17 protein-coding genes are annotated in these 18,786 nt (G+C 31.4%); 14 read left to right on the forward strand and 3 right to left on the reverse strand.

Annotated elements, in window-relative coordinates; genetic code table 11:
- Positions 1–317: 317 nt before the first annotated feature.
- The 5 genes from B3040_RS19485 to B3040_RS07370 all read left to right on the forward strand — a co-directional run bounded on the left by B3040_RS19485 (position 318) and on the right by B3040_RS07370 (position 5,493).
- Complete coding sequence (locus tag B3040_RS19485; RefSeq protein WP_349679166.1) at positions 318–2,474, forward strand: L,D-transpeptidase family protein; 2,157 nt, start codon at positions 318–320, stop codon at positions 2,472–2,474.
- 326 nt (positions 2,475–2,800) lie between these two features.
- Positions 2,801–3,004, forward strand: coding sequence for a hypothetical protein (locus B3040_RS07355; protein WP_291571733.1), 204 nt, complete (start codon positions 2,801–2,803; stop codon positions 3,002–3,004).
- Between the two features lie 112 nt (positions 3,005–3,116).
- Positions 3,117–3,527: a helix-turn-helix transcriptional regulator gene (locus tag B3040_RS07360; RefSeq protein ID WP_291571735.1), complete on the forward strand. Its 411-nt coding sequence runs from the start codon at positions 3,117–3,119 to the stop codon at positions 3,525–3,527.
- Between the two features lie 28 nt (positions 3,528–3,555).
- Complete coding sequence (gene clpP / locus B3040_RS07365; RefSeq protein WP_291571737.1) at positions 3,556–4,146, forward strand: ATP-dependent Clp endopeptidase proteolytic subunit ClpP; 591 nt, start codon at positions 3,556–3,558, stop codon at positions 4,144–4,146.
- Between the two features lie 249 nt (positions 4,147–4,395).
- Positions 4,396–5,493, forward strand: a complete 1,098-nt coding sequence (locus B3040_RS07370) for an XdhC/CoxI family protein (protein ID WP_291571740.1) — start codon at positions 4,396–4,398, stop codon at positions 5,491–5,493.
- A gap of 89 nt (positions 5,494–5,582) precedes the next feature.
- Here B3040_RS07370 and B3040_RS07375 read toward each other — a convergent pair whose 3' ends face one another.
- Both B3040_RS07375 and B3040_RS07380 read right to left on the reverse strand, forming a co-directional pair.
- A complete protein-coding gene (locus tag B3040_RS07375; protein WP_291571742.1) occupies positions 5,583–5,846 on the reverse strand; it encodes a hypothetical protein in 264 nt (87 codons plus the stop codon).
- A 14-nt stretch (positions 5,847–5,860) separates the two neighbouring features.
- Positions 5,861–7,099 (reverse strand): DNA polymerase IV, encoded by a 1,239-nt coding sequence (locus B3040_RS07380; RefSeq protein ID WP_349679167.1) that lies wholly within the window; start codon positions 7,097–7,099, stop codon positions 5,861–5,863.
- Positions 7,100–7,318: 219 nt separating this feature from the next.
- Between B3040_RS07380 and B3040_RS07385 the strand changes: the two genes are divergently transcribed.
- From B3040_RS07385 to B3040_RS07405, 5 genes are all read left to right on the forward strand, one after another.
- A complete protein-coding gene (locus tag B3040_RS07385; protein WP_291571744.1) occupies positions 7,319–7,552 on the forward strand; it encodes a TIGR04540 family protein in 234 nt (77 codons plus the stop codon).
- 329 nt (positions 7,553–7,881) lie between these two features.
- Positions 7,882–9,060: an exonuclease SbcCD subunit D gene (locus B3040_RS07390; RefSeq protein ID WP_291571746.1), complete on the forward strand. Its 1,179-nt coding sequence runs from the start codon at positions 7,882–7,884 to the stop codon at positions 9,058–9,060.
- A complete protein-coding gene (locus B3040_RS07395) occupies positions 9,060–12,194 on the forward strand; it encodes an AAA family ATPase (protein WP_291571748.1) in 3,135 nt (1,044 codons plus the stop codon). The genes B3040_RS07390 and B3040_RS07395 overlap by 1 nt, the downstream gene beginning before the upstream one ends.
- A gap of 108 nt (positions 12,195–12,302) precedes the next feature.
- Positions 12,303–13,109, forward strand: coding sequence for a DUF368 domain-containing protein (locus tag B3040_RS07400; RefSeq protein WP_291571750.1), 807 nt, complete (start codon positions 12,303–12,305; stop codon positions 13,107–13,109).
- A 209-nt stretch (positions 13,110–13,318) separates the two neighbouring features.
- Positions 13,319–13,843, forward strand: coding sequence for a DsrE/DsrF/DrsH-like family protein (locus tag B3040_RS07405; RefSeq protein ID WP_291571752.1), 525 nt, complete (start codon positions 13,319–13,321; stop codon positions 13,841–13,843).
- Positions 13,844–14,027: 184 nt separating this feature from the next.
- Here the strand turns inward: B3040_RS07405 and B3040_RS07410 are convergent, their stop codons facing one another.
- Positions 14,028–14,219 carry a hypothetical protein gene (locus tag B3040_RS07410; protein ID WP_291571755.1) on the reverse strand — a complete coding sequence of 64 codons (192 nt, stop codon included), beginning with the start codon at positions 14,217–14,219 and terminating at the stop codon, positions 14,028–14,030.
- Positions 14,220–14,555: 336 nt separating this feature from the next.
- On the opposite strand from B3040_RS07410, the gene B3040_RS07415 reads away from it, so the two are divergent.
- From B3040_RS07415 to B3040_RS07430, 4 genes are all read left to right on the forward strand, one after another.
- Positions 14,556–15,008 carry a MarR family winged helix-turn-helix transcriptional regulator gene (locus B3040_RS07415; protein ID WP_291571757.1) on the forward strand — a complete coding sequence of 151 codons (453 nt, stop codon included), beginning with the start codon at positions 14,556–14,558 and terminating at the stop codon, positions 15,006–15,008.
- A 3-nt stretch (positions 15,009–15,011) separates the two neighbouring features.
- A complete protein-coding gene (locus B3040_RS07420; protein WP_291571759.1) occupies positions 15,012–16,475 on the forward strand; it encodes an MFS transporter in 1,464 nt (487 codons plus the stop codon).
- A gap of 249 nt (positions 16,476–16,724) precedes the next feature.
- Complete coding sequence (gene dsdA / locus B3040_RS07425) at positions 16,725–18,101, forward strand: D-serine ammonia-lyase (protein WP_291571761.1); 1,377 nt, start codon at positions 16,725–16,727, stop codon at positions 18,099–18,101.
- Positions 18,102–18,212: 111 nt separating this feature from the next.
- Positions 18,213–18,752: a hypothetical protein gene (locus B3040_RS07430; RefSeq protein ID WP_291571763.1), complete on the forward strand. Its 540-nt coding sequence runs from the start codon at positions 18,213–18,215 to the stop codon at positions 18,750–18,752.
- The last annotated feature ends 34 nt before the right edge of the window (positions 18,753–18,786 follow it).

An 18,786-nucleotide genomic window follows, 5' to 3' on the forward strand; every position in this document is an offset into this window, starting at 1 on the left:
AATGCAGAAATAAAAATTCAGTAGGCTAGTAAAACCTACTGAAATTTTTATTTGAAGAAAATATAAAGTTGCTATTAGCTTTAAAAAATCTACCATATTTGTCAAAGAACTAGCCAGAATTAATATATTCTAAAAATAATATTTTGTTAGCATTACTACCTTAGTGAATAAGTTTTATATAGAAATTGAAACATTATATATTTTTAAGGAATTATTATGCTTACTTCTTAATATATTTTAGCAACGGCAGGAAAGTTGATACATATTATAGAGGGTTGAATTTAAGTATGGAATAATAATTCAGGGGGGCTTAGTTTATGGATAAACAAATAAGAGTTGATGAGGAACTGAGTAAGGTTATTGGACAAGAAAAGGATATTAATGAAAAAGAACAACTTCAGCAGGTGGAGGAAGAGGTTATAAATGTAATAGAAGAAACCATGCATGGGGTAGAAGGTTGCATTGAAGAGAAAAGTGAAGATATAAAAATAGATTCCAATATAGAAGGTGAAGATATAAATATAGAAAAATTAAATGCTGTTGAGGATGAAAGTATTAATCATGAGGAGAAAGATATTCTCCAAGAAGAACTTAACAGTAGTGAAGAAGAAAGTGAAGATATAAAAATAGATTCCAATATAGAATGTGAAGATATAAATATAGAAGAATTAAATGCTGTTGAGGATGAAAGTATTAATCATGAGGAGAAAGATATTCTCCAAGAAGAACATAACAGTAGTGAAGAAAAAAGTGAAGATGTAGAAATAGATTCCAATATAGAATGTGAAGATATAAATATAGAAGAATTCAATGCTACTGGAGATGAAACTATTAATCATGAGGAGAAAAATATTTTTCAAGAAGAACATGACATTATTGAAGAAAATAGTGATGATATAGAAACAGATTGTAATATGGAATATGAAGATATAAATATAGAACAATTGAATGCTATTGGGGATGAAACTTTTAATTATGAAAAGAAAAGTGTTTTTCAAGAAGAACATAATAGCATTAAAAAAAATAGTGATATCAAAGAAGAAAATAATGAAATAGATGAAAATGAAAATATAGAGGATAATGATGACATAAAGAAGAGACGTATTAGAAAAAAGAAAATCATGAAGTGGAGTGTAATTTCAGTTGCAAGCTTACTTCTAATATATTTAGGAGTTTCAACTTATTTTATGGACCATTTCTATTTTGGAACCTCAATTAATGCCGTTGCTGTCTCAGGAAAGACTGTAGAGGAAGTAAATGAAGAGCTGGCAGCGAATACTGAAAAATATACCTTAACACTAGAAGGAAGAGATGGTATTAAAGAAGAAATTTCTGCTTCAGAAATGGGGATAAAATATAATTCACAGGATAAGGTTCAGGAGTTAATAGATAGCCAGAATCCATTTAAATGGATTGTTGGAGTTTTTAATAAGACAGATTTTCAGATATCTGATATGTTTTCTTTTGACGAAAAACTTTTAAAGGAGTCTGTAGACAAACTAAGTTACTTTGATAAGGCAAAGGTAGTTGAACCTAAAAGTGCTAGCTTAAAAAGAACAGATGAGGGCTATGAAATTATAAAGGAAGTTAAGGGAAATAAAATTAATAGAGATATACTGTATGAGCAAATAGTAAGTGCAATCTTAGATGAAAAACAGGTGTTAAGCTTAGAAGAGATTAATTGTTATGAAAACCCAAAATATACTTCAGCTTCTAAAGAGATTATAGAGGCACAAGCTTCACTTAATAAATATATAGGTGTCACAGTTACTTATAACTTTACAGAAGGTAAAGAAGTTTTAAATGGAGCTACTATAAATAATTGGCTTAAAATTGATGAAAATTTCAATGTTAGCTTTGATGAAGAAAAGGTGAAAAGTTATGTAAATAAGCTTGGAAATACTTATGATACTTTAGGTAAGCCAAGGGATTTTAAAACCTCCTCTGGACGAATAGTTAAAGTTAGTGGAGGATATTATGGGGTATCTATTAATAGAACTAAAGAAACTCAAGAGTTAATTAAGATTATAAAAGAAGGTAAATCTATAAGTAGAAAACCTATATATAGTCAAAATGAAGAAGCGAATAGTGGCAATGGTATAGGAAATACTTATGTAGAAATTGATCTTACAAACCAGCATATGTGGTTTTATAAAAATGGAAAACTTATTACTCATGGAAATGTGGTTACAGGAAATGCAGATAGCAAGCACTCAACTCCAGCAGGGCTTTATAAGATAACATATAAGCAAAAGAATGCTGTTTTAAGGGGACCAGGATATGCAGCACCAGTAACCTTTTGGATGCCTTTTAATGGAGATATCGGTATTCATGATGCAACCTGGAGATCAAGTTTCGGAGGGAATATATACAAAAATGATGGCTCTCATGGATGTATAAATACGCCATACGGTGTAGCAGAAGCAATATTTAATAGTATTCAGGCAGGAGATCCAGTGGTTTGTTATCATTAGTTACTTTTACTATAGATAATTTTGCGCAGTTATTTATGGGGTTTTGTCGTTAAAAACTAAGGTTTTTGGCAATAAAGTATGTTTTTAAGGATTAGGCCTACTTGTAAGATTTATAAGTTGAACAGATTTTTTGTGATTAAAAATATAATAGAGAGAAAAAAATCCCTGGGGTAAATTAATGTCGGAAAAAGCAGAAAAAATATTTTATAAACTTTAAAATAAGTGAAACAAAATAGAGGAAAGTTTCGTCTAATAAGTATATGAATATAGATTTTAATACCATATAGGTTTGATTTCATAAACTTATTAAGAAAGGAAGATTAACTATGAAGTTGGGAATAGCATTTATTCTCCTAGCTATAATAATTCCGAAGGTTAAAACTTTGACCTTTTTAGCAATTGGAAGGAATCCTGATGAAGCGATAACATTATATGAAAATGGCCTAATAAATTTCCTTCTTACAAGAGCTAAGCTTTTAATGGCGAAAATATTTAATGATAAATCTATAAAAACCTCTAAAACCTCCTAGTTGAATTTTTTAATTATTTTAGGTATAAATTAAGTGAGCAAAAAATGTCAGGAAATTTAATTTTAATCTCATTATAATTAAATTATGCATCTTGATGAAATGGAGGTTTATAATGGAGTATAATGAAATAATTCAACAATCTATAGATTATATTGAAGATAATTTAAATGAAAAAATTTCTCTTGAGGAGTTAGCGCGTCAAACATATATTTCTAAGTACCATTTCCATAGAGTTTTTCATGAATTAGTTGGAGAAACTGTTATGGACTATGTTAGAAAAAGACGACTAACAAAGGCAGCACAAGAACTTATTCAAAGTAATGAAAAAATAGTTGATGTAGCACTAAAATATCAATTTAGTTCTCAAGAGGCTTTTTCAAGGGCATTTAAAAGAATGTTTAAGGTTTCCCCAAGGGAATTTAGAAAAGCTCAGGTTAATGTTTTAGTATTTAAAAAGGCAGAAATACATTATAAGCCTATGATTACTACAAAAGTGGTAAGTCCTATTTCTAAAGCTGCATAGTTTAGAGCTGTGAAAGGGAGAGATTATAATGAGTTATGTACCTACAGTAATAGAACAAACAGGTAGAGGAGAAAGAGTTTACGATATTTATTCAAGACTGTTAAAGGATAGAATTATAGTTTTAGGTGATCAAGTTAACGATACTACAGCTAGTATTATTATAGCTCAAATGTTATTTTTAGAAGCTGAAGATCCTGACAAGGATATAATCTTTTATATTAATAGCCCAGGTGGGGTAATCACAGCAGGATTGGCAATTTATGATACTATGCAATATGTGAAGCCAGATGTATCTACCATATGTTTAGGTATGGCTGCCAGTATGGGGTCCTTCTTGTTAGCTGGTGGAACAAAGGGAAAGAGATTTGCACTACCTAATAGTGAAATTATGATTCATCAGCCATCAATTTCTGGTGGGTTAAGTGGTCAGGCAACGGATATAAAAATATATGCTGAAAGAATGCTTAAAACAAAGCAAAGACTTATTGAAATATATAGTGAAAACACAGGACAATCACAAGAAAAGCTACAACAGGATATGGAAAGAGATAATTTTATGAGCTCAGCAGAAGCCAAAGAATATGGGCTTATTGATGGTATACTTTCTAGAGAAAAGTAGTTGATAACTACACTATAAATTATTATATTTAATAAAAATACTTAATAAAAGAAGGGGCTATCTCATGATGCATGCATTATGAGTAGTTCCTTTTATTTTTCTAGATATAAAATATCTGTAGGAATATTCTAAAATAGGACAAACAGTAATAATTTATAATACCAAATCATAATTTGAAAGTATATTACAAGATTAAAAAGCCATAGGACTAATTAGTGAACAGAAAGTGGAAGTAAAGGGGGAAACATTATGGGGATAAACTTAAATACAGGTGAGTATAAAGGACTGCTTAAGCTGCTGGAAGAAGGAAAAAAGGCTGTTATGATTACTAAGTTGGGTTGTAGTGATGGAGCCAGTGATTATAAAAGAACGCAAACACTTCTTACAGAAGAAGCTTTAGATATATGCAACAAGGACAAGCTAAACTTCAACGAAGAATTATTAGAAAAAGCTAATAATGTAATCTTAACTGGAGAGCTTCAGGTTATAGATGAAAAGGAATCAGGGGTTACTTTAATTGAACCTTACTTTCCAGAGCCAAAGCTAATAGTTTTAGGTGGAGGACATATCTCAAAGCCACTAGTAGAGTTTGCTTCGAAGGTTGGTTTTTCAGTAACTGTGGTAGATGATAGGCCATTTTTTGCTAATGCTCCTCGGTTTCCTGAGGCAGAAAGGGTAATTTGTGAAAGCTTTGATAAGTGCTTTAATAAGTTTAAACTTAATTCATCAACTTTTGTGGTTATTGTAACTAGAGGTCATAGACATGATATGGAATGTGTTAAGAAAGTCCTTAATTACGATACAGCTTATTTGGGGATGATAGGCTCAAAAAGGCGTATTAAAATTGTAAGAGAGGAACTATTAAGGGAAGGTTACCCAAAAGATAGATTAGATAAGCTGAATGCTCCTATAGGGTTAGATATTGATGCAGTTACTCCTGAAGAAATAGCAATTTCTATATTAGCACAGCTTATTAGCTATAGAAGAAGGAGCAGGGTAGTAAGTGGGGTTTCTAAGGCCAGTAAACCCAATATAGTAGAATTTAATGGGGATATAATTGAAGAACTAACAAAGGAGTGTAGTGAACCAAGAGCTATGGTTACTGTGATTGGAACTAAGGGATCAGTGCCAAGAAAAGCAGGGGCCAAAATGCTGGTTTATTCAGATGGAAGGACCTCAGGCAGTATTGGAGGGGGATGTGCAGAGGGAGAGGTAATTAATACAGCCCACCATATTATAAGAAATGGTGGATATGAAATTCAAAGAGTCGATATGACAGGAGAGGTGGCTGAAGACGAAGGTATGGTGTGTGGAGGCATAATGGAGGTTTTAATTGAGAGGTTATAATACTTTTAATTTTAAGGATTACTATGTCCATGGAATATGGAATAGTAATCCTGTTAATAAAAAATTATAAATTAGCACAACAAGTTAAATTAAATCTTATAAAGATACCATCTGCAAGTATTAATTTCGTATTTTAATTCTAGAAATTTTTCCGAATCATTAACAAGGGATAGGCAGTTAAATACTAGGATAGGGTTACCTGCAAACTTTTCTTTATCAGTAAACATTACTTTATTTATCCTTATGGTACATTTGGTATCATCATCATTTCTAATCCTAAATCTAACAGGATGGGGTGAGCCATCTTCTTCAAACCAACAAACTACTTCTATAGGCTTTGATACAATCTTCATAAAATATCACTCCATTACAAAATGCTACTCATAACAGGGTAATCATCCCCAACGCCACCCATCATTGGCTTTATTCCACTTTCTAAAAAGCAAGATCTTACTATTGCTTTATTTCCATACTTATATCTTATTTCATCTAGAGTCTTATCTAACTTTATCTTCTTTTCTGTATTTTTTTCATCAAAGAAGGTTAATTGAGTACATTCATCTTTACATAAGTGGGATACGGACACTCCTATATGCCTTATGGGCATACCATCCCAAAGCTCTTTGAAAAGCTTAAAGGCTATTTCGGCTAGGGAAGAGGTAACATTAGTAGGAGAAGTCAATTTCCTTTGTTTACTACAACCTCTAAAATCAGAGTATTTTAAGGAAAGAGAAACTAAATTACATAGATTTTGGGAGTTTCTCAGTCTCATTCCTAGGGTTTCGCAAAGTGAAAGAATAAACAGGTAAGCTTCTCGAGAATCTTCAATATTCCAAGGAGAAGTAGTGGAGTTTCCCATGCCTTTCATTTCTATAAAGTTGGATTTCCTAACCTCTGAAGCTTCTATGCCATTAGCATATTTCCAAATAAGTTCTCCGTGGCTTTTTAACTTATATTTCAAAAGCCCTAGGTCAAAATTAGCCAAATCACCTATGGTATTTATGCCAAAGTTATTTATTAATTTTGATTTTGTGCTCCTCCCTACCATAAACAAATCCCCAATTGGGAGTGGCCACATTTTCTCTTTAATTTCAAAGGGATAAAGGGTGTGGACAGAGTCTTTTCCAAATTCACTACAAGTTTTAGCTAAAAGCTTATTTGTAGATATGCCAACACTTACACAAAATCCGAGTTCTTTTTTAATTCTTTCTTTAATCTTGTAGCCTAAATCTACTGCATCAGAATAATCTTTATCTATCCCTTTAAATTCTAGAAAGCATTCATCAACAGAATATCGTTGTATAAGTGGAGTATATTCCTTCAAAAGTTCAATCATTGCATTTGAACATTGAAGATATAAATGGTAGTGAGGAGGCACAAGAACTAATTTCTCACCAACATTGGCACATTTTTGTTTTGCTGTAAATAAAGTTTCACCAGTTTTAACCCCTGCTTTTTTGGCAATTTCACTCTTTGCTAAAATAATTCCATGACGAGAAGCTTCATCACCTCCAACAGCAGAGCAAATATTCCTAAGATCCACCGTGCAGCCATTTTCCAGTCTATATACAGCCTCCCAGCTAAAGATAGGCGGAGTTACAATCAAGATGCATTATAAGTCTATCTTTGAATTCCTTCATGTTGTCCTCAATCCTTCCCATAAAAGTACTAATAATAGTATTTTACCGAACTTGTGTTCTTATGTAAAGAAAAATCTTCCTACAAAAAAATCTATAGAAATCTAAAGAGAAAGTAGGTATAATGTATTATAATGTTGAAAAATCAGCATAATATTTAAGAAAATATTGTAACAAAGGAGTTTATCATGAGACTAACCTATAAAAACCCAAAAGAATTGGCTACAGCAATAAAGGATTTAGTAGATTCTTACTTAGATGATGTAATGGAATATGAGGTGCTTAAAGAAAGATTAAAAAAGCTTATTGAAGCTAATAAAGAGAGAGTATATAAGGATGGTATAATGTCACTAAAAATAGCTAATGTATTAGGGGAAGAAAGAGTAAACATAGTAAATAAAATAATAAAAGAGCAAGAGTAATTTAATGTTTATCCATATTAGTTATAGCTTTAAAAAGCATTTAATTTTGTTTTCAAATTTATAAAGTAAATAATTTTAAGCTAACTTACAAATTTAATTATAGAAATACCTCAGCTAAAAGGCTGGGGTATTTTCATATAAGTCGTCTTGAAAAATAAATAAGCCAGTATGCTTATTATTTATTTTAAGATGCTTAACAGGCAAATAATTATAATGGATGAATTTGTTGATTATTTAATTAAGCTTAGTATAAGTATATAATATATTTATGGGACAAAGGTCTTTTTAACAGGCTAAAGATTTTTTAGAGTTATTGGGAGGAAGAATTTATGAAAATTTTTCACACAGGAGATTGGCATATTGGTAAGTTGGTAAATGGATTTTATATGACAGAAGACCAAGAATTTATAATAAATCAACTTTATGAGGCAATTGAGGAAGAAAAACCCCAGGTAGTGTTAATAGCAGGGGATCTTTATGATCGGTCTGTACCACCAGTCCAAGCTATAGAACTATTAAATAGGATTTTAGGCAAAATTGTAAGAGATTTAAACACTCCTGTTATAGCTTTAGCTGGAAATCATGATAGCAATGAAAGAATTGATTTTGCTAGTGAATTATTAAAGGAAAGTGGTTTATATATTAGTGGAAACTTAAAAAAACATATAGAAAAAATTACAATTCATGATGAGCATGGGCCTATTAACTTTTATTCTATTCCCTATGCAGACCCAGCAGTGGTTAGAGATTTATTTGAGGATAATGAAATAAAAAACCATGATGATGCAATGCGAAAGATAGTTGGGGTAATTAATGATTCAATGAATAGGTATGAAAGAAATGTAGCTATTGCCCATGGTTATGTTACATATATAAAAAATGATGAAGTGGCGGTAACCCTTGAAGAAAGTGAATCAGAAAAACCTTTAAGTATTGGAGGGACTGCCCTTATTAATGCAGAATGTTTTAATACTTTTAATTACACTGCTCTAGGGCATTTGCATGGTCCACAAAAAGTTGGCAGTGACAGGATAAGATATGCAGGTTCACTTTTAAAATATTCTTTCTCAGAGGTTAAACAAAAAAAGGGAATAACTATTGTAAACATAGATGACAAAGGGGAAGTTGAGATAGGTTTTCGTGAGTTTAAACCAAGAAGAGATTTTAGAATAATCACAGGGGAACTTAAGAGTTTAATGAATTTAGACATAGTTAATTCAGCAAATAAAGAAGATTACATAAAGGTAATACTTACGGATAAGGGAGAACTCTTAGATCCTATGGCTAAGCTAAGAAGTGTGTATCCTAACGTGATGGAATTAATAAGGGAGGAAAGAATAAAAGCTGCAGCTAACAACAAAACAGTAGCTACCAATATAAGGGAAAGGTCTAAACTAAGCCTTTTTCAGAGTTTTTATCAGGACATAACAGAGGAAGAATGTACTTTAGAGGGTATTGAAGTGATGAAAAAAGTTATAGAGAAGGCTGAGAAAGTTGGTGAGGAATAATGAAGCTTCAAAAGCTCATAATTAATGGATTTGGTCCCTATGCTACAAAGCAAGAGTTAGATTTTGAAGGAAATCTTAAGGGTAAAAATATGTTTGTTATCACAGGAAATACAGGAGCAGGAAAGACAACTATCTTTGATGCTATAAATTTTGCTTTGTATGGAGAACCTAGTGGCAGTGATAGAGATGGAAGGTCTTTAAGAAGCGATTTTGCAGATTCAGATACCCCAACAGAGGTAGAACTTTGGTTTTCTATAAGGAATAGGGAGTATTATATAAAGAGAGCTCCAAGCTATTTAAAGCAAAAACAAAGGGGCGAAGGATTTACAGAAAGTAAAGCTACAGCAGAACTTAGATTATCTAAGGACAAGACTATAACAGGGGCTAAGGAAGTAACAAAAGAGATAGAAAATATTTTAGGCATAACTACAGAGCAATTTAAGCAGTTAGTGATGATACCACAGGGAGAGTTTAAGAAACTCCTTAATGCAAAAAGTGAGGAAAAGGAAGATATCTTTAGAAAAATCTTTGGAACTGAGATTTTTGAAAGGATTCAAAAGGAAATAAAGGAAGAAGCAAATAAGTTAAGACGTAGAGTTGAACAGGTAGAGAGAGATAGATTAAATAAGATAAGAGCCTTTAGCTGTAAAGATAAGGATGAGGAGCTATATAGGCTTATTAGTGCTGAGAAACCCAATATAGAACTATTAATAACAAAGTTTTATGATTTTATAGAAGGGGATAAAAAGGAAGAGAAAACCCTTGAAGAAAATATAGTTTTAATAAATAACTCAATAGCCAAAATTAATGAGAATATAGCTCTTGGCGAAGAGACTAATAAGAAGTTTATTAATCTAGAAAAGTGTAAAGAGGAATTAAATAAACTTAATGAACAAGTAAAAAACTTTGAAGAGAAAAAAACTCAGTTAGATAGAGGAAGAAAAGCTATTACTGTAAAGGTATATGAAGATAAGTATGAAGAAAAGAAGAATGAATTTAAGAGATTAGATATAGCCTTAAAGAGCCTTGAAGAAAAGGTGCAAACTTGCAAAAAAGATTTAGAAAAGGCCACTGAAGAATTTTTAAAGCAGCAAGGGAGAGAAGAGGAAAAAAATTCTTTAATTAAGAGCATAGATGAAATTCAAAGGCTTAAAGTTAAGGCTTCAGAGTATGAAGATAATAAAAAAAAGGTAGAAATTTTAGTAGGAAAGGTAAAGGAAGTAAGAAAAAGAATAAGTGCCATAGAACTTGAAGATAGTGAAAGTGATAATAAGCTTAAGTTAGTTAATAAAGCCATTGAAGATATAAATAAGGCTAAAGAAGAAAAAGCATTAGTAGACATAAGTTTAATGGAAGGTATAGCTAAAGGGGAAAAATTATTTAAGCTTTCCAATGGAATAAAGCAATGGATTAAGGAAAAGGGGGATCATAGTAGAGAAATAGAGAGCTTTAAAAAACTAGAAGAAAAATTTAAAGTTGCAAAAGAAAACTATGAATTCTTAGAAGATACTTTAAGGAAAAGCCAAGCAGGAATCCTTGCCAAGCAGTTAGAGCAGGGAATGCCTTGTCCAGTGTGCGGTTCCACCCAACATCCAAAGATAGCTGAGGTAAAACATAGTGAGGTTACTGAAGAAGGGGTAAAGAATAGCAAGGAAAACTTAGAGATCCTTAGAAGTGAAAGAGATAAAAAGTTAAATGAGTTAACTCATATTAATGCAGGCTTAAGCTCTTTAAGAGAAAATACTATAAATCCACTTTTAAAAGAACTTTTTATGGAAGAAACCTCTCAAGATATTATGGAGATAAATAAAGTAGTAGAACAATTATTAAGAGATAATGACATTGTGCTACAACAATTAAAATTAAAACTAAACAACCTTAAGAACATAATAAAAGAGGAAGAAGAAAGACAAAAGGAAAAGGTGAAATTAGAGGACCGCATTGTAGAGTTAAGAAAGGAACTTCAAGATAGAAATAAGGAATTAGTAGAAGGTGAAGGGGTTCTTAGTGGAGCTAAAGAAAATCTAGAAAGCATATTAAAGGAATTTAAGGGTCAGGTTAAATCTTTAAAAGACTTAGAAGAGGAAGAGAAAGCATTAAACAAGAACTTACAACTTCTTAAAACTGCTTATGAAGTTTCTGAAAGGGCTTTTAATGAAGCAAAAAGTATTCTTGATAAAGAAGAAGGAAGACTTAACACCACAAGAGAAATGCTTATAAAAGTAGAGGATGATAAAAATAAAGCTGTAGAAGTATTTAAAGAAAAAGTTTTAGCTTTAGGCTTTGAAGGGTATAAGGATTACTCTAATAGCAGAGTTACAGAAGAACAACTTCAAGGATTAGATAAGGAGATAAACGAATTTAACTCTAGGCTAGAAGCAGGAAAAGCCCTATATGTAAATGCTATAAAGGAAACAGAAGGTCTAGCTAAAGCTGATTTAACAGAAGTAAAGGAAAAGTTAAATGAAGAGAATAGAGCAAAACTATCCTTAGAAAATCAGACCAAGGAAATCTTCTCTAGAATAAAAAATAATCAATTAATATTAGATAATTGCATAGCTTACAGCAAGGAAATAGAAAAAGATGAGAGAGAATACAAGATAGTAGGGAACCTAGCTAACATTATAAATGGGGACAATCCAAAGAAAGTAAGCTTTGAGAGATATGTGTTAGCTTCTTATTTCGAAGATATAATAGCTGCTGCAAATCTTAGATTTACTAAGATGACTTCAGGCAGGTTTGAGCTTTTGAGAAAGCAGGATATTGGGGATAAGAGAAAAGGTCAAGGTTTAGATTTAGAGGTTTTTGATAATTATACAGGAAAAGCTAGAGACGTAAAAACCTTATCAGGAGGAGAAAGCTTTAAGGCATCTCTATCTATGGCTTTAGGTCTTGCGGATGTAGTGCAAAGCTATGCAGGAGGCATACAATTAGATACTATGTTTATAGATGAAGGTTTTGGAACTTTAGATCCAGAATCCCTAGATAATGCAATAGAGTGTTTAATGGAGCTGCAAAATGACGGTAGGTTAGTTGGAGTTATTTCTCACGTAGCTGAATTAAAGGAAAGAATTGGTGCTAGACTAGAGGTAAGCTCAACAAATAAGGGCAGTAAGGCAGAATTTAAGATTTAGTAAGAAAATTTTAAGGAAAACTTATTTTACAAAGTTACCTTTAGAAGTTATAATTTTACTTATGACTGTAAATAGGTAAATTTATAAATGAAAATATAGGAGGATACAATGGAGAAGTTTGTTAACTTTTTTAAGGGTATAGTTGTAGGAATTGCTACCTTAGTTCCTGGTGTAAGTGGAGGAACCATGGCTGTAATCCTAGGAATTTACGATGACTTAATACATTCTATAAGTTCCTTTTTCGAGGATTGGAAGGGAAATACTTTATTCTTAATGCAAGTTGGTCTAGGCGGACTACTGGGAATAGTACTATTCAGTAAACTATTAGAAAATGCTTTAAATAAATATCCAGCAATAATGGGATTCTTTTTTATTGGAGTTATTTTTGGTGGAGTTCCAGTGCTATACAAAAAATCCACAGAAGGTAAAAAAGATATTAAGGATATATTATTTTTGATAATTGGATTTGTAATTGTACTTATTATGTCTAATGAACCTACTCAGACAACGGCCTTAGCTACACAAAAAGGATTTTTGAGCATCATATTTCTTTTTGTTATAGGTATAATTATAGCTATTGCGTTAATTCTTCCAGGAATAAGTGCATCTTTTATGATGCTAGCTTTGGGATTATATGGTGTTTTCTTAGGTGCTGTTAATGATAGGAATATAGCCTTTTTAATTCCAATAGGACTAGGAATAGTTCTAGGAACTTTAGGAACGGCTAGAACTATAGAAAACCTACTAAAAAAACAACCCAGAAAAACTTATATGATGATACTAGGTTTTGTACTTGGATCACTAATTCCAGTATTTTTAGAAATACCAGCAGGATTTAATATAGTTCCAGCAATTTTAGCATTGATAGTGGGATTTTCATTAATTAGATGGATAAGTAAAAAGGAATTAGGTTAGTTAAAAGAAATTTATAAAATGAAAAAAGTGATGGATTATTGTTTATGCAGTAATCTATCACTTTTTATTTTCTTAACTAAAGTTATTAAACTTTTGTATTAAAAATTTAGTAAATACTTAAAATAACCATGTATGCAAGGTCTTTACTATGAAAGCTATAGCATTAATAAACTTTAGTTATTTTAATTTTATACAAAGGAGTTGTATTCATGAACAATACTGATAACATGGTTAAAAGTAATGAGGAGAAGGAGTTTTCTAATAAGAAAGTAAATATGGTTCTTTTTAGTGGAGAATATGATAAGGCTCTAGCAGCATTAATAATGGCTAATTCTGCAAGGGAGCTGGGAGCTGAGGTTACTATGTTTTTTGCCTTTTGGGGTTTAATGTTATTAAGAGATCCGGAAAAGTTATCTTCTGAGGATAAAACCTTATATGAGAAGATGTTTTCAATGATGACACCCAAAGGACCAGAGGAACTACCATTATCTAAGATGAATTTTGCTGGAGTTGGAAAAGAAATGCTACTAAAAATGATGGATCAGGATAAAGCACCTCATTTAATAGATTTTTTAAATGGAGCAAGAAAAAAAGGTGTGAAATTCTATGGCTGTAAGATGTCCGTGGAAGTAATGGGTTTTAAAGAAGAGGAAATGATTCCAGAACTAGAAATTGTGGATGCAAAGGAATATTTAAAGGATGCTCTAAATTCTGATATGCAGTTATTTATATAGACCGGTTATGGACTGTAAATTAATAAAATCACTATGCTCTAAGAAAATATAGAGCATAGTGATTTTTAAAGTTTTCCTACATAGAATTTTAATTATTTCTAAAAGCTTTAAAATGCTAAAAAGAATTTTATATATGTTAGATGTAAGCTATACTTTCTTGAAAAACTAGAAGTCTATAAAGATTCTAAGTTTCTAAGCCACTACCATTTTTATAGGATAAATCTATTTCTTCTTCTACATCACTATTAGCTTTAGATGTATTAAGAGGATTTTTATCCTTCCCCCAGTTCATTTTTGAACTTAGTTCTAGAGGGAGTTCAGGGTCACTTTTAGTTTCATTAAACTTAACATAATCCTTCATATTTTTATTATCCATTTACAGCACTCCTTTCTTTAGTTTGATTTTTTCATCTATTGTTGTAACATAGGCTAATACACTAATGCTTAATTATTTTCTCCTCTTTAGAATTATTATATGTATAAATATAGTTGACTAATCAACTATATTGTTGTATTTTTATTATAGGAATTTAAGTATGGTATTTCATGTTTTAGTAATTTAATAGAGCTTTAAGATTTTAAAAATTAAGATTATGATTAGCACATTTCAATGGATAATCAGCTACATTTATAGTGGAATTACCTAAAATTAAAAAAACGTAAAGATATAATAAAAGTTAAAAAGTTACATTGAATTTTTAGGGGTGAAGGTATGTCAGAGGAAAATAGATCCTTAATTAAATTTGTAAACACTATTTCTAGAATTACACAAAGTTATACAGATGAGGTAATGGTGAAATTGAATTTAACAAGTGGAACTTATCCGTTTCTGCTTGTGCTTTATAGAAAAGAAGGAATAAATCAAAATGAAATTAGCAGAGAGCTTAATGTAGACAAGGCAATGTCAGCAAGGTCTATAAAAAAATTGATAGACCTTGAGTATATAGAAAAGAAGGAAGATGAGAAGGATTCACGGGCCTACAAGCTTTATCTTACTGAAAAGGGAAGAGCTATAGTTCCTGAAATAAAAAAAGAAATTCAGCAATGGATTAAAATAATAACTAAGGACTTTTCAAAAGATGAAGAGGCATTACTCGAAGAACTCTTAAGCAAAGTTTTGAGTAATGCAAAGAAACATAAGGAAAAAATAGAAAAAGGAGACTAATTTATGAGCAATTCAAGTGACAGCTTAATTAAAAATAGGTGGATTATTTTATTTAATGTGGTTTTGATGACCTTTATGTCTTGCTTAGATAGCAGTATTGTAAATGTAGCTTTACCAGTGATGGCAAATAAGCTTGGAGTAACCATGGCTTCCATAGAGTGGGTGGTTACAAGCTATTTAATAGTGATATCTTCTACCATTTTAATTTTTGGAAGATTAGGGGATATCAAAGGGAAAACCACTATATTTAAGTTTGGTATTATTTTGTTTACTATAGGTTCCTTATTGTGTGGGATTACAAACTCCTTAGGAGTATTAGTTATAGCTAGAGTTGTACAAGCTATTGGTGCAGCAGCAACTATGTCTACTAGTCAAGGAATAATTACTCATGTGTTTCCTAGTAATGAAAGAGGAAGGGCTTTAGGGGTTTCAGGAACCTTTGTAGCCTTAGGAACTATGGTGGGCCCACCACTTGGAGGCTTTATTATATCCTTAGTAAGCTGGAAATATATTTTCCTTATAAATCTTCCAATAGGTGTGTTTACTTTCTTTTGGGCAACGAAGAACTTTCCTAAGGATGTTTCATCAAGAGTGGAAAGCTTTGACTTAAAGGGAGCAGCATTATTTAATATTACAGTAATAGCTTTAATTTGTTCTTTAACCTTTGGACAACATCTTGGATACACAAGTCCTGCTATTTTATTAGGCTTTATTATATCGATTTTCTCCTTTGTATTATTTATTATTGTAGAGAGAAAACTTCAAGTACCTTTATTAGACCTTAAAATCTTTCATAATCCATTATTTTCTCTTAGTATATTCTGTGCCTTTACATCCTTTATAGCCATTGGAGCTTCTAATATAATGCAACCTTTTTATTTGCAAAATGTATTGAAGTTACCACCAGAAATTACGGGGTTATTTATGATGGTGTATCCATTAATCTTGTCTATAGTGGCACCTATAAGTGGATATTTATCAGATAAGATAGGATCAGAATTATTAACCTTCTTAGGACTTATTTTTACAAGTACAGGATTATTTCTTATGTCTACTTTAAATCAGTATTCAAGTCCTTGGGTTATGATAGGCTTTGTGGCTATCATGTCTATAGGTAATGGGTTATTTCAATCTCCAAACAACTCCTTGGTTATGTCAACAGTGCCAAAGCACAAGCTTGGTATAGCAGGAAGCGTTAATGCTTTAATAAGAAACTTAGGTATGGTTATAGGAGTGTCCTTGTCTACAAGTATTTTATATAATCGTATGAGTTACAAGATTGGATATCCAGTTTTTAGCTATGTTTCAGGAAGAGAGGATATATTTGTTTTTGGAATGACCTATGTGTATATTACGGCAGCAAGCATATGTGCACTAGGAGCTGTATTAACGGCAGTAAGATTATATGGAAGTAAAAATAAAAAAAAGTTATCAGCTGAAAGTTTTACAAAAGATATAGCAAGTTAGATATTTATAGAAGTTGATAAGTATATAAAATCCTTACTAATGCAATTTAGTAGGGATTTTCTTTTTAAATTGTTGTTGAAAGTGAAAAGATAAACTTCATGGAAGTATTATAGTAAGCTATTATCTATTAAAGAATATTGACAAATCTAGTATTTAATTTATGTTTTGAGGTTTTTACAATATAGATATAGTTATATAATTATAGGAGAGAAGAGTTATTGATGTATTTTATATTAAGGGGATGTGTAAATGGTAAATAATTTAATTATGGGGAAATCAAAACTACAATGGATAGAGAAATATCCTATATTAAAAGAAGTTATGGATACTAAAGAAGTACTTTGGCTAAATCCAGGGCATAAGAGTTTTAGCGAGGCTATGAAAAATATAAATATAACTGAAGAAGAGGTAAAGGATGCAGAGGCTAGATTAAAGAGGTTTGCACCTTTTATTGCTAAGGTGTTTCCTGAAACAGAAAGCACAAAGGGAATTATTGAATCGCCAATTCTAAAAGTTAGAGAAATGAAACATAGAATAGAAAAGCTGCATCATGTGCAATTATTGGGGGATTTATTGCTAAAGTGTGATAGTCACCTTCCTATCTCAGGTTCAATTAAGGCTAGAGGCGGAATTTATGAAGTCTTAAAACATGCTGAGAGTTTAGCGATAAAAGAAGGAATATTAAAGGAAGAAGATGACTACACAATAATTTCCAGTAACCAATTCAGGAGTTTTTTTTCTGATTATTCAATAGCAGTGGGTTCTACAGGAAACTTAGGGCTTAGTATTGGAATTATCAGTGCAAAATTAGGCTTTAAGGTTACAGTGCATATGTCTGCAGATGCAAAACAGTGGAAAAAAGATCTTTTAAGAAGCAAAGGTGTAACAGTAGTAGAGTATGAATCTGATTACAGTAAGGCTGTAGAAGAGGGAAGAAAGCTATCAGAAATGGATGTAAGTAGCTATTTTATAGATGATGAAAATTCTAAGGATTTATTTTTAGGTTATGCTGTAGCAGCTCTAAGACTTAAAAATCAATTAGAGGAAATGAAGGTATTAGTAGATGATAGTCATCCTTTATTTGTATACCTTCCATGTGGCGTTGGAGGAGGTCCTGGTGGAGTTGCCTTTGGACTTAAACTTATATTTCAAAATAATGTTCATTGCTTTTTTGCAGAACCCACTCATTCACCTTGTATGCTTGTAGGAATGAGTACAGGAGAGCATAATAAAATTTCTGTACAAGACTTTGGTATAGATAATGTAACTATTGCAGATGGACTTGCGGTAGGAAGAGCTTCAGGATTTATAGGGAAGGTCATGGAAGAACTTTTAAGTGGGATTTATACAGTAGAAGATAAACAGCTTTATAAATTATTAAGCACACTTGCAGATACAGAGAGGATTTATCTTGAACCTTCAGCCTTAGCAGGTATACCGGGGATAGTTAAGTTATTTAAAACCCAAGAAGGAGCTGCTTATATTAGAAATAATAATTTAGAAAGCAAAATGGAAAACTCTACTCATATAGCTTGGGCTACAGGGGGAAGTATGGTTCCTAAGAATGAAATGCTGAAGTATTATGGGGTAGGTAAGGAATTATTAAAGGAAGAACAGGTAAAATAAGAAAAGATGTAACCTCTGATAAGAAGTTTAAACACGACTTATCAGGGGTTTTTATTGTGCCCTGTTTTTATAACCATCATATAATGATAATATGTTTAACAATTATAGTAGGTGATTTTTATTGAAAAATATGGAGGATATGATATAAAAAAACTAGAGATTTTAGGGGAAGGTAGTCAAGGTAAGGTATATAAGATTGACTCTAAAACCTGCATAAAGATTTTTAAAAATCCGAATTCTTGTAGAAAGGAAATAAAGACTTTAAAAATGGCTCAAGAGGATCCTCATTTTCCTAAGCTCTACGACTATGGGAATAAATACATTATAAGAGAGTGCATTCATGGTATTGAACTTGATAAGTATTTAATACACAATCCTCTAACAAAGGAAATTTCACTAAAAATTATAGATGTATATGAAGCTTTAGGGAAGGTGGGATATAAAAGACAAGATACCATGTTGTTTCATATATTTATAACTTCCTGTAGTTATTTTAGAGTAATAGATACTGCAAGAGCAATGAAGGAAAAAACCACTTTTCCAAGAAGGATTTTAGAGGAGTTAGATAAACTTGGCTATAAGACAAAGTTTTTAGACCATGTTAAAGCATTAAGACCAGATTTGTATTGTAAATGGTTTAAGAAAAAATGATTTTCACTACATTATGATACTAATTTTAGAAGAA

This window comes from Clostridium sp. UBA4548 (genome assembly GCF_002387895.1).
Lineage (GTDB): Bacteria > Bacillota > Clostridia > Clostridiales > Clostridiaceae > Clostridium_J.

Bases quoted from the DNA above. Each gene is read 5' to 3' on its own strand.
- B3040_RS19485 (WP_349679166.1), top strand. From the start codon at position 318: ATGGATAAACAAATAAGAGTTGATGAGGAACTGAGTAAGGTTATTGGA.
- B3040_RS07355 (WP_291571733.1), top strand. From the start codon at position 2,801: ATGAAGTTGGGAATAGCATTTATTCTCCTAGCTATAATAATTCCGAAG.
- B3040_RS07360 (WP_291571735.1), top strand. From the start codon at position 3,117: ATGGAGTATAATGAAATAATTCAACAATCTATAGATTATATTGAAGAT.
- clpP (WP_291571737.1), top strand. From the start codon at position 3,556: ATGAGTTATGTACCTACAGTAATAGAACAAACAGGTAGAGGAGAAAGA.
- B3040_RS07370 (WP_291571740.1), top strand. From the start codon at position 4,396: ATGGGGATAAACTTAAATACAGGTGAGTATAAAGGACTGCTTAAGCTG.
- B3040_RS07375 (WP_291571742.1), bottom strand. From the start codon at position 5,846: ATGAAGATTGTATCAAAGCCTATAGAAGTAGTTTGTTGGTTTGAAGAA.
- B3040_RS07385 (WP_291571744.1), top strand. From the start codon at position 7,319: ATGAGACTAACCTATAAAAACCCAAAAGAATTGGCTACAGCAATAAAG.
- B3040_RS07390 (WP_291571746.1), top strand. From the start codon at position 7,882: ATGAAAATTTTTCACACAGGAGATTGGCATATTGGTAAGTTGGTAAAT.
- B3040_RS07395 (WP_291571748.1), top strand. From the start codon at position 9,060: ATGAAGCTTCAAAAGCTCATAATTAATGGATTTGGTCCCTATGCTACA.
- B3040_RS07400 (WP_291571750.1), top strand. From the start codon at position 12,303: ATGGAGAAGTTTGTTAACTTTTTTAAGGGTATAGTTGTAGGAATTGCT.
- B3040_RS07405 (WP_291571752.1), top strand. From the start codon at position 13,319: ATGAACAATACTGATAACATGGTTAAAAGTAATGAGGAGAAGGAGTTT.
- B3040_RS07410 (WP_291571755.1), bottom strand. From the start codon at position 14,219: ATGGATAATAAAAATATGAAGGATTATGTTAAGTTTAATGAAACTAAA.
- B3040_RS07415 (WP_291571757.1), top strand. From the start codon at position 14,556: ATGTCAGAGGAAAATAGATCCTTAATTAAATTTGTAAACACTATTTCT.
- B3040_RS07420 (WP_291571759.1), top strand. From the start codon at position 15,012: ATGAGCAATTCAAGTGACAGCTTAATTAAAAATAGGTGGATTATTTTA.
- dsdA (WP_291571761.1), top strand. From the start codon at position 16,725: ATGGTAAATAATTTAATTATGGGGAAATCAAAACTACAATGGATAGAG.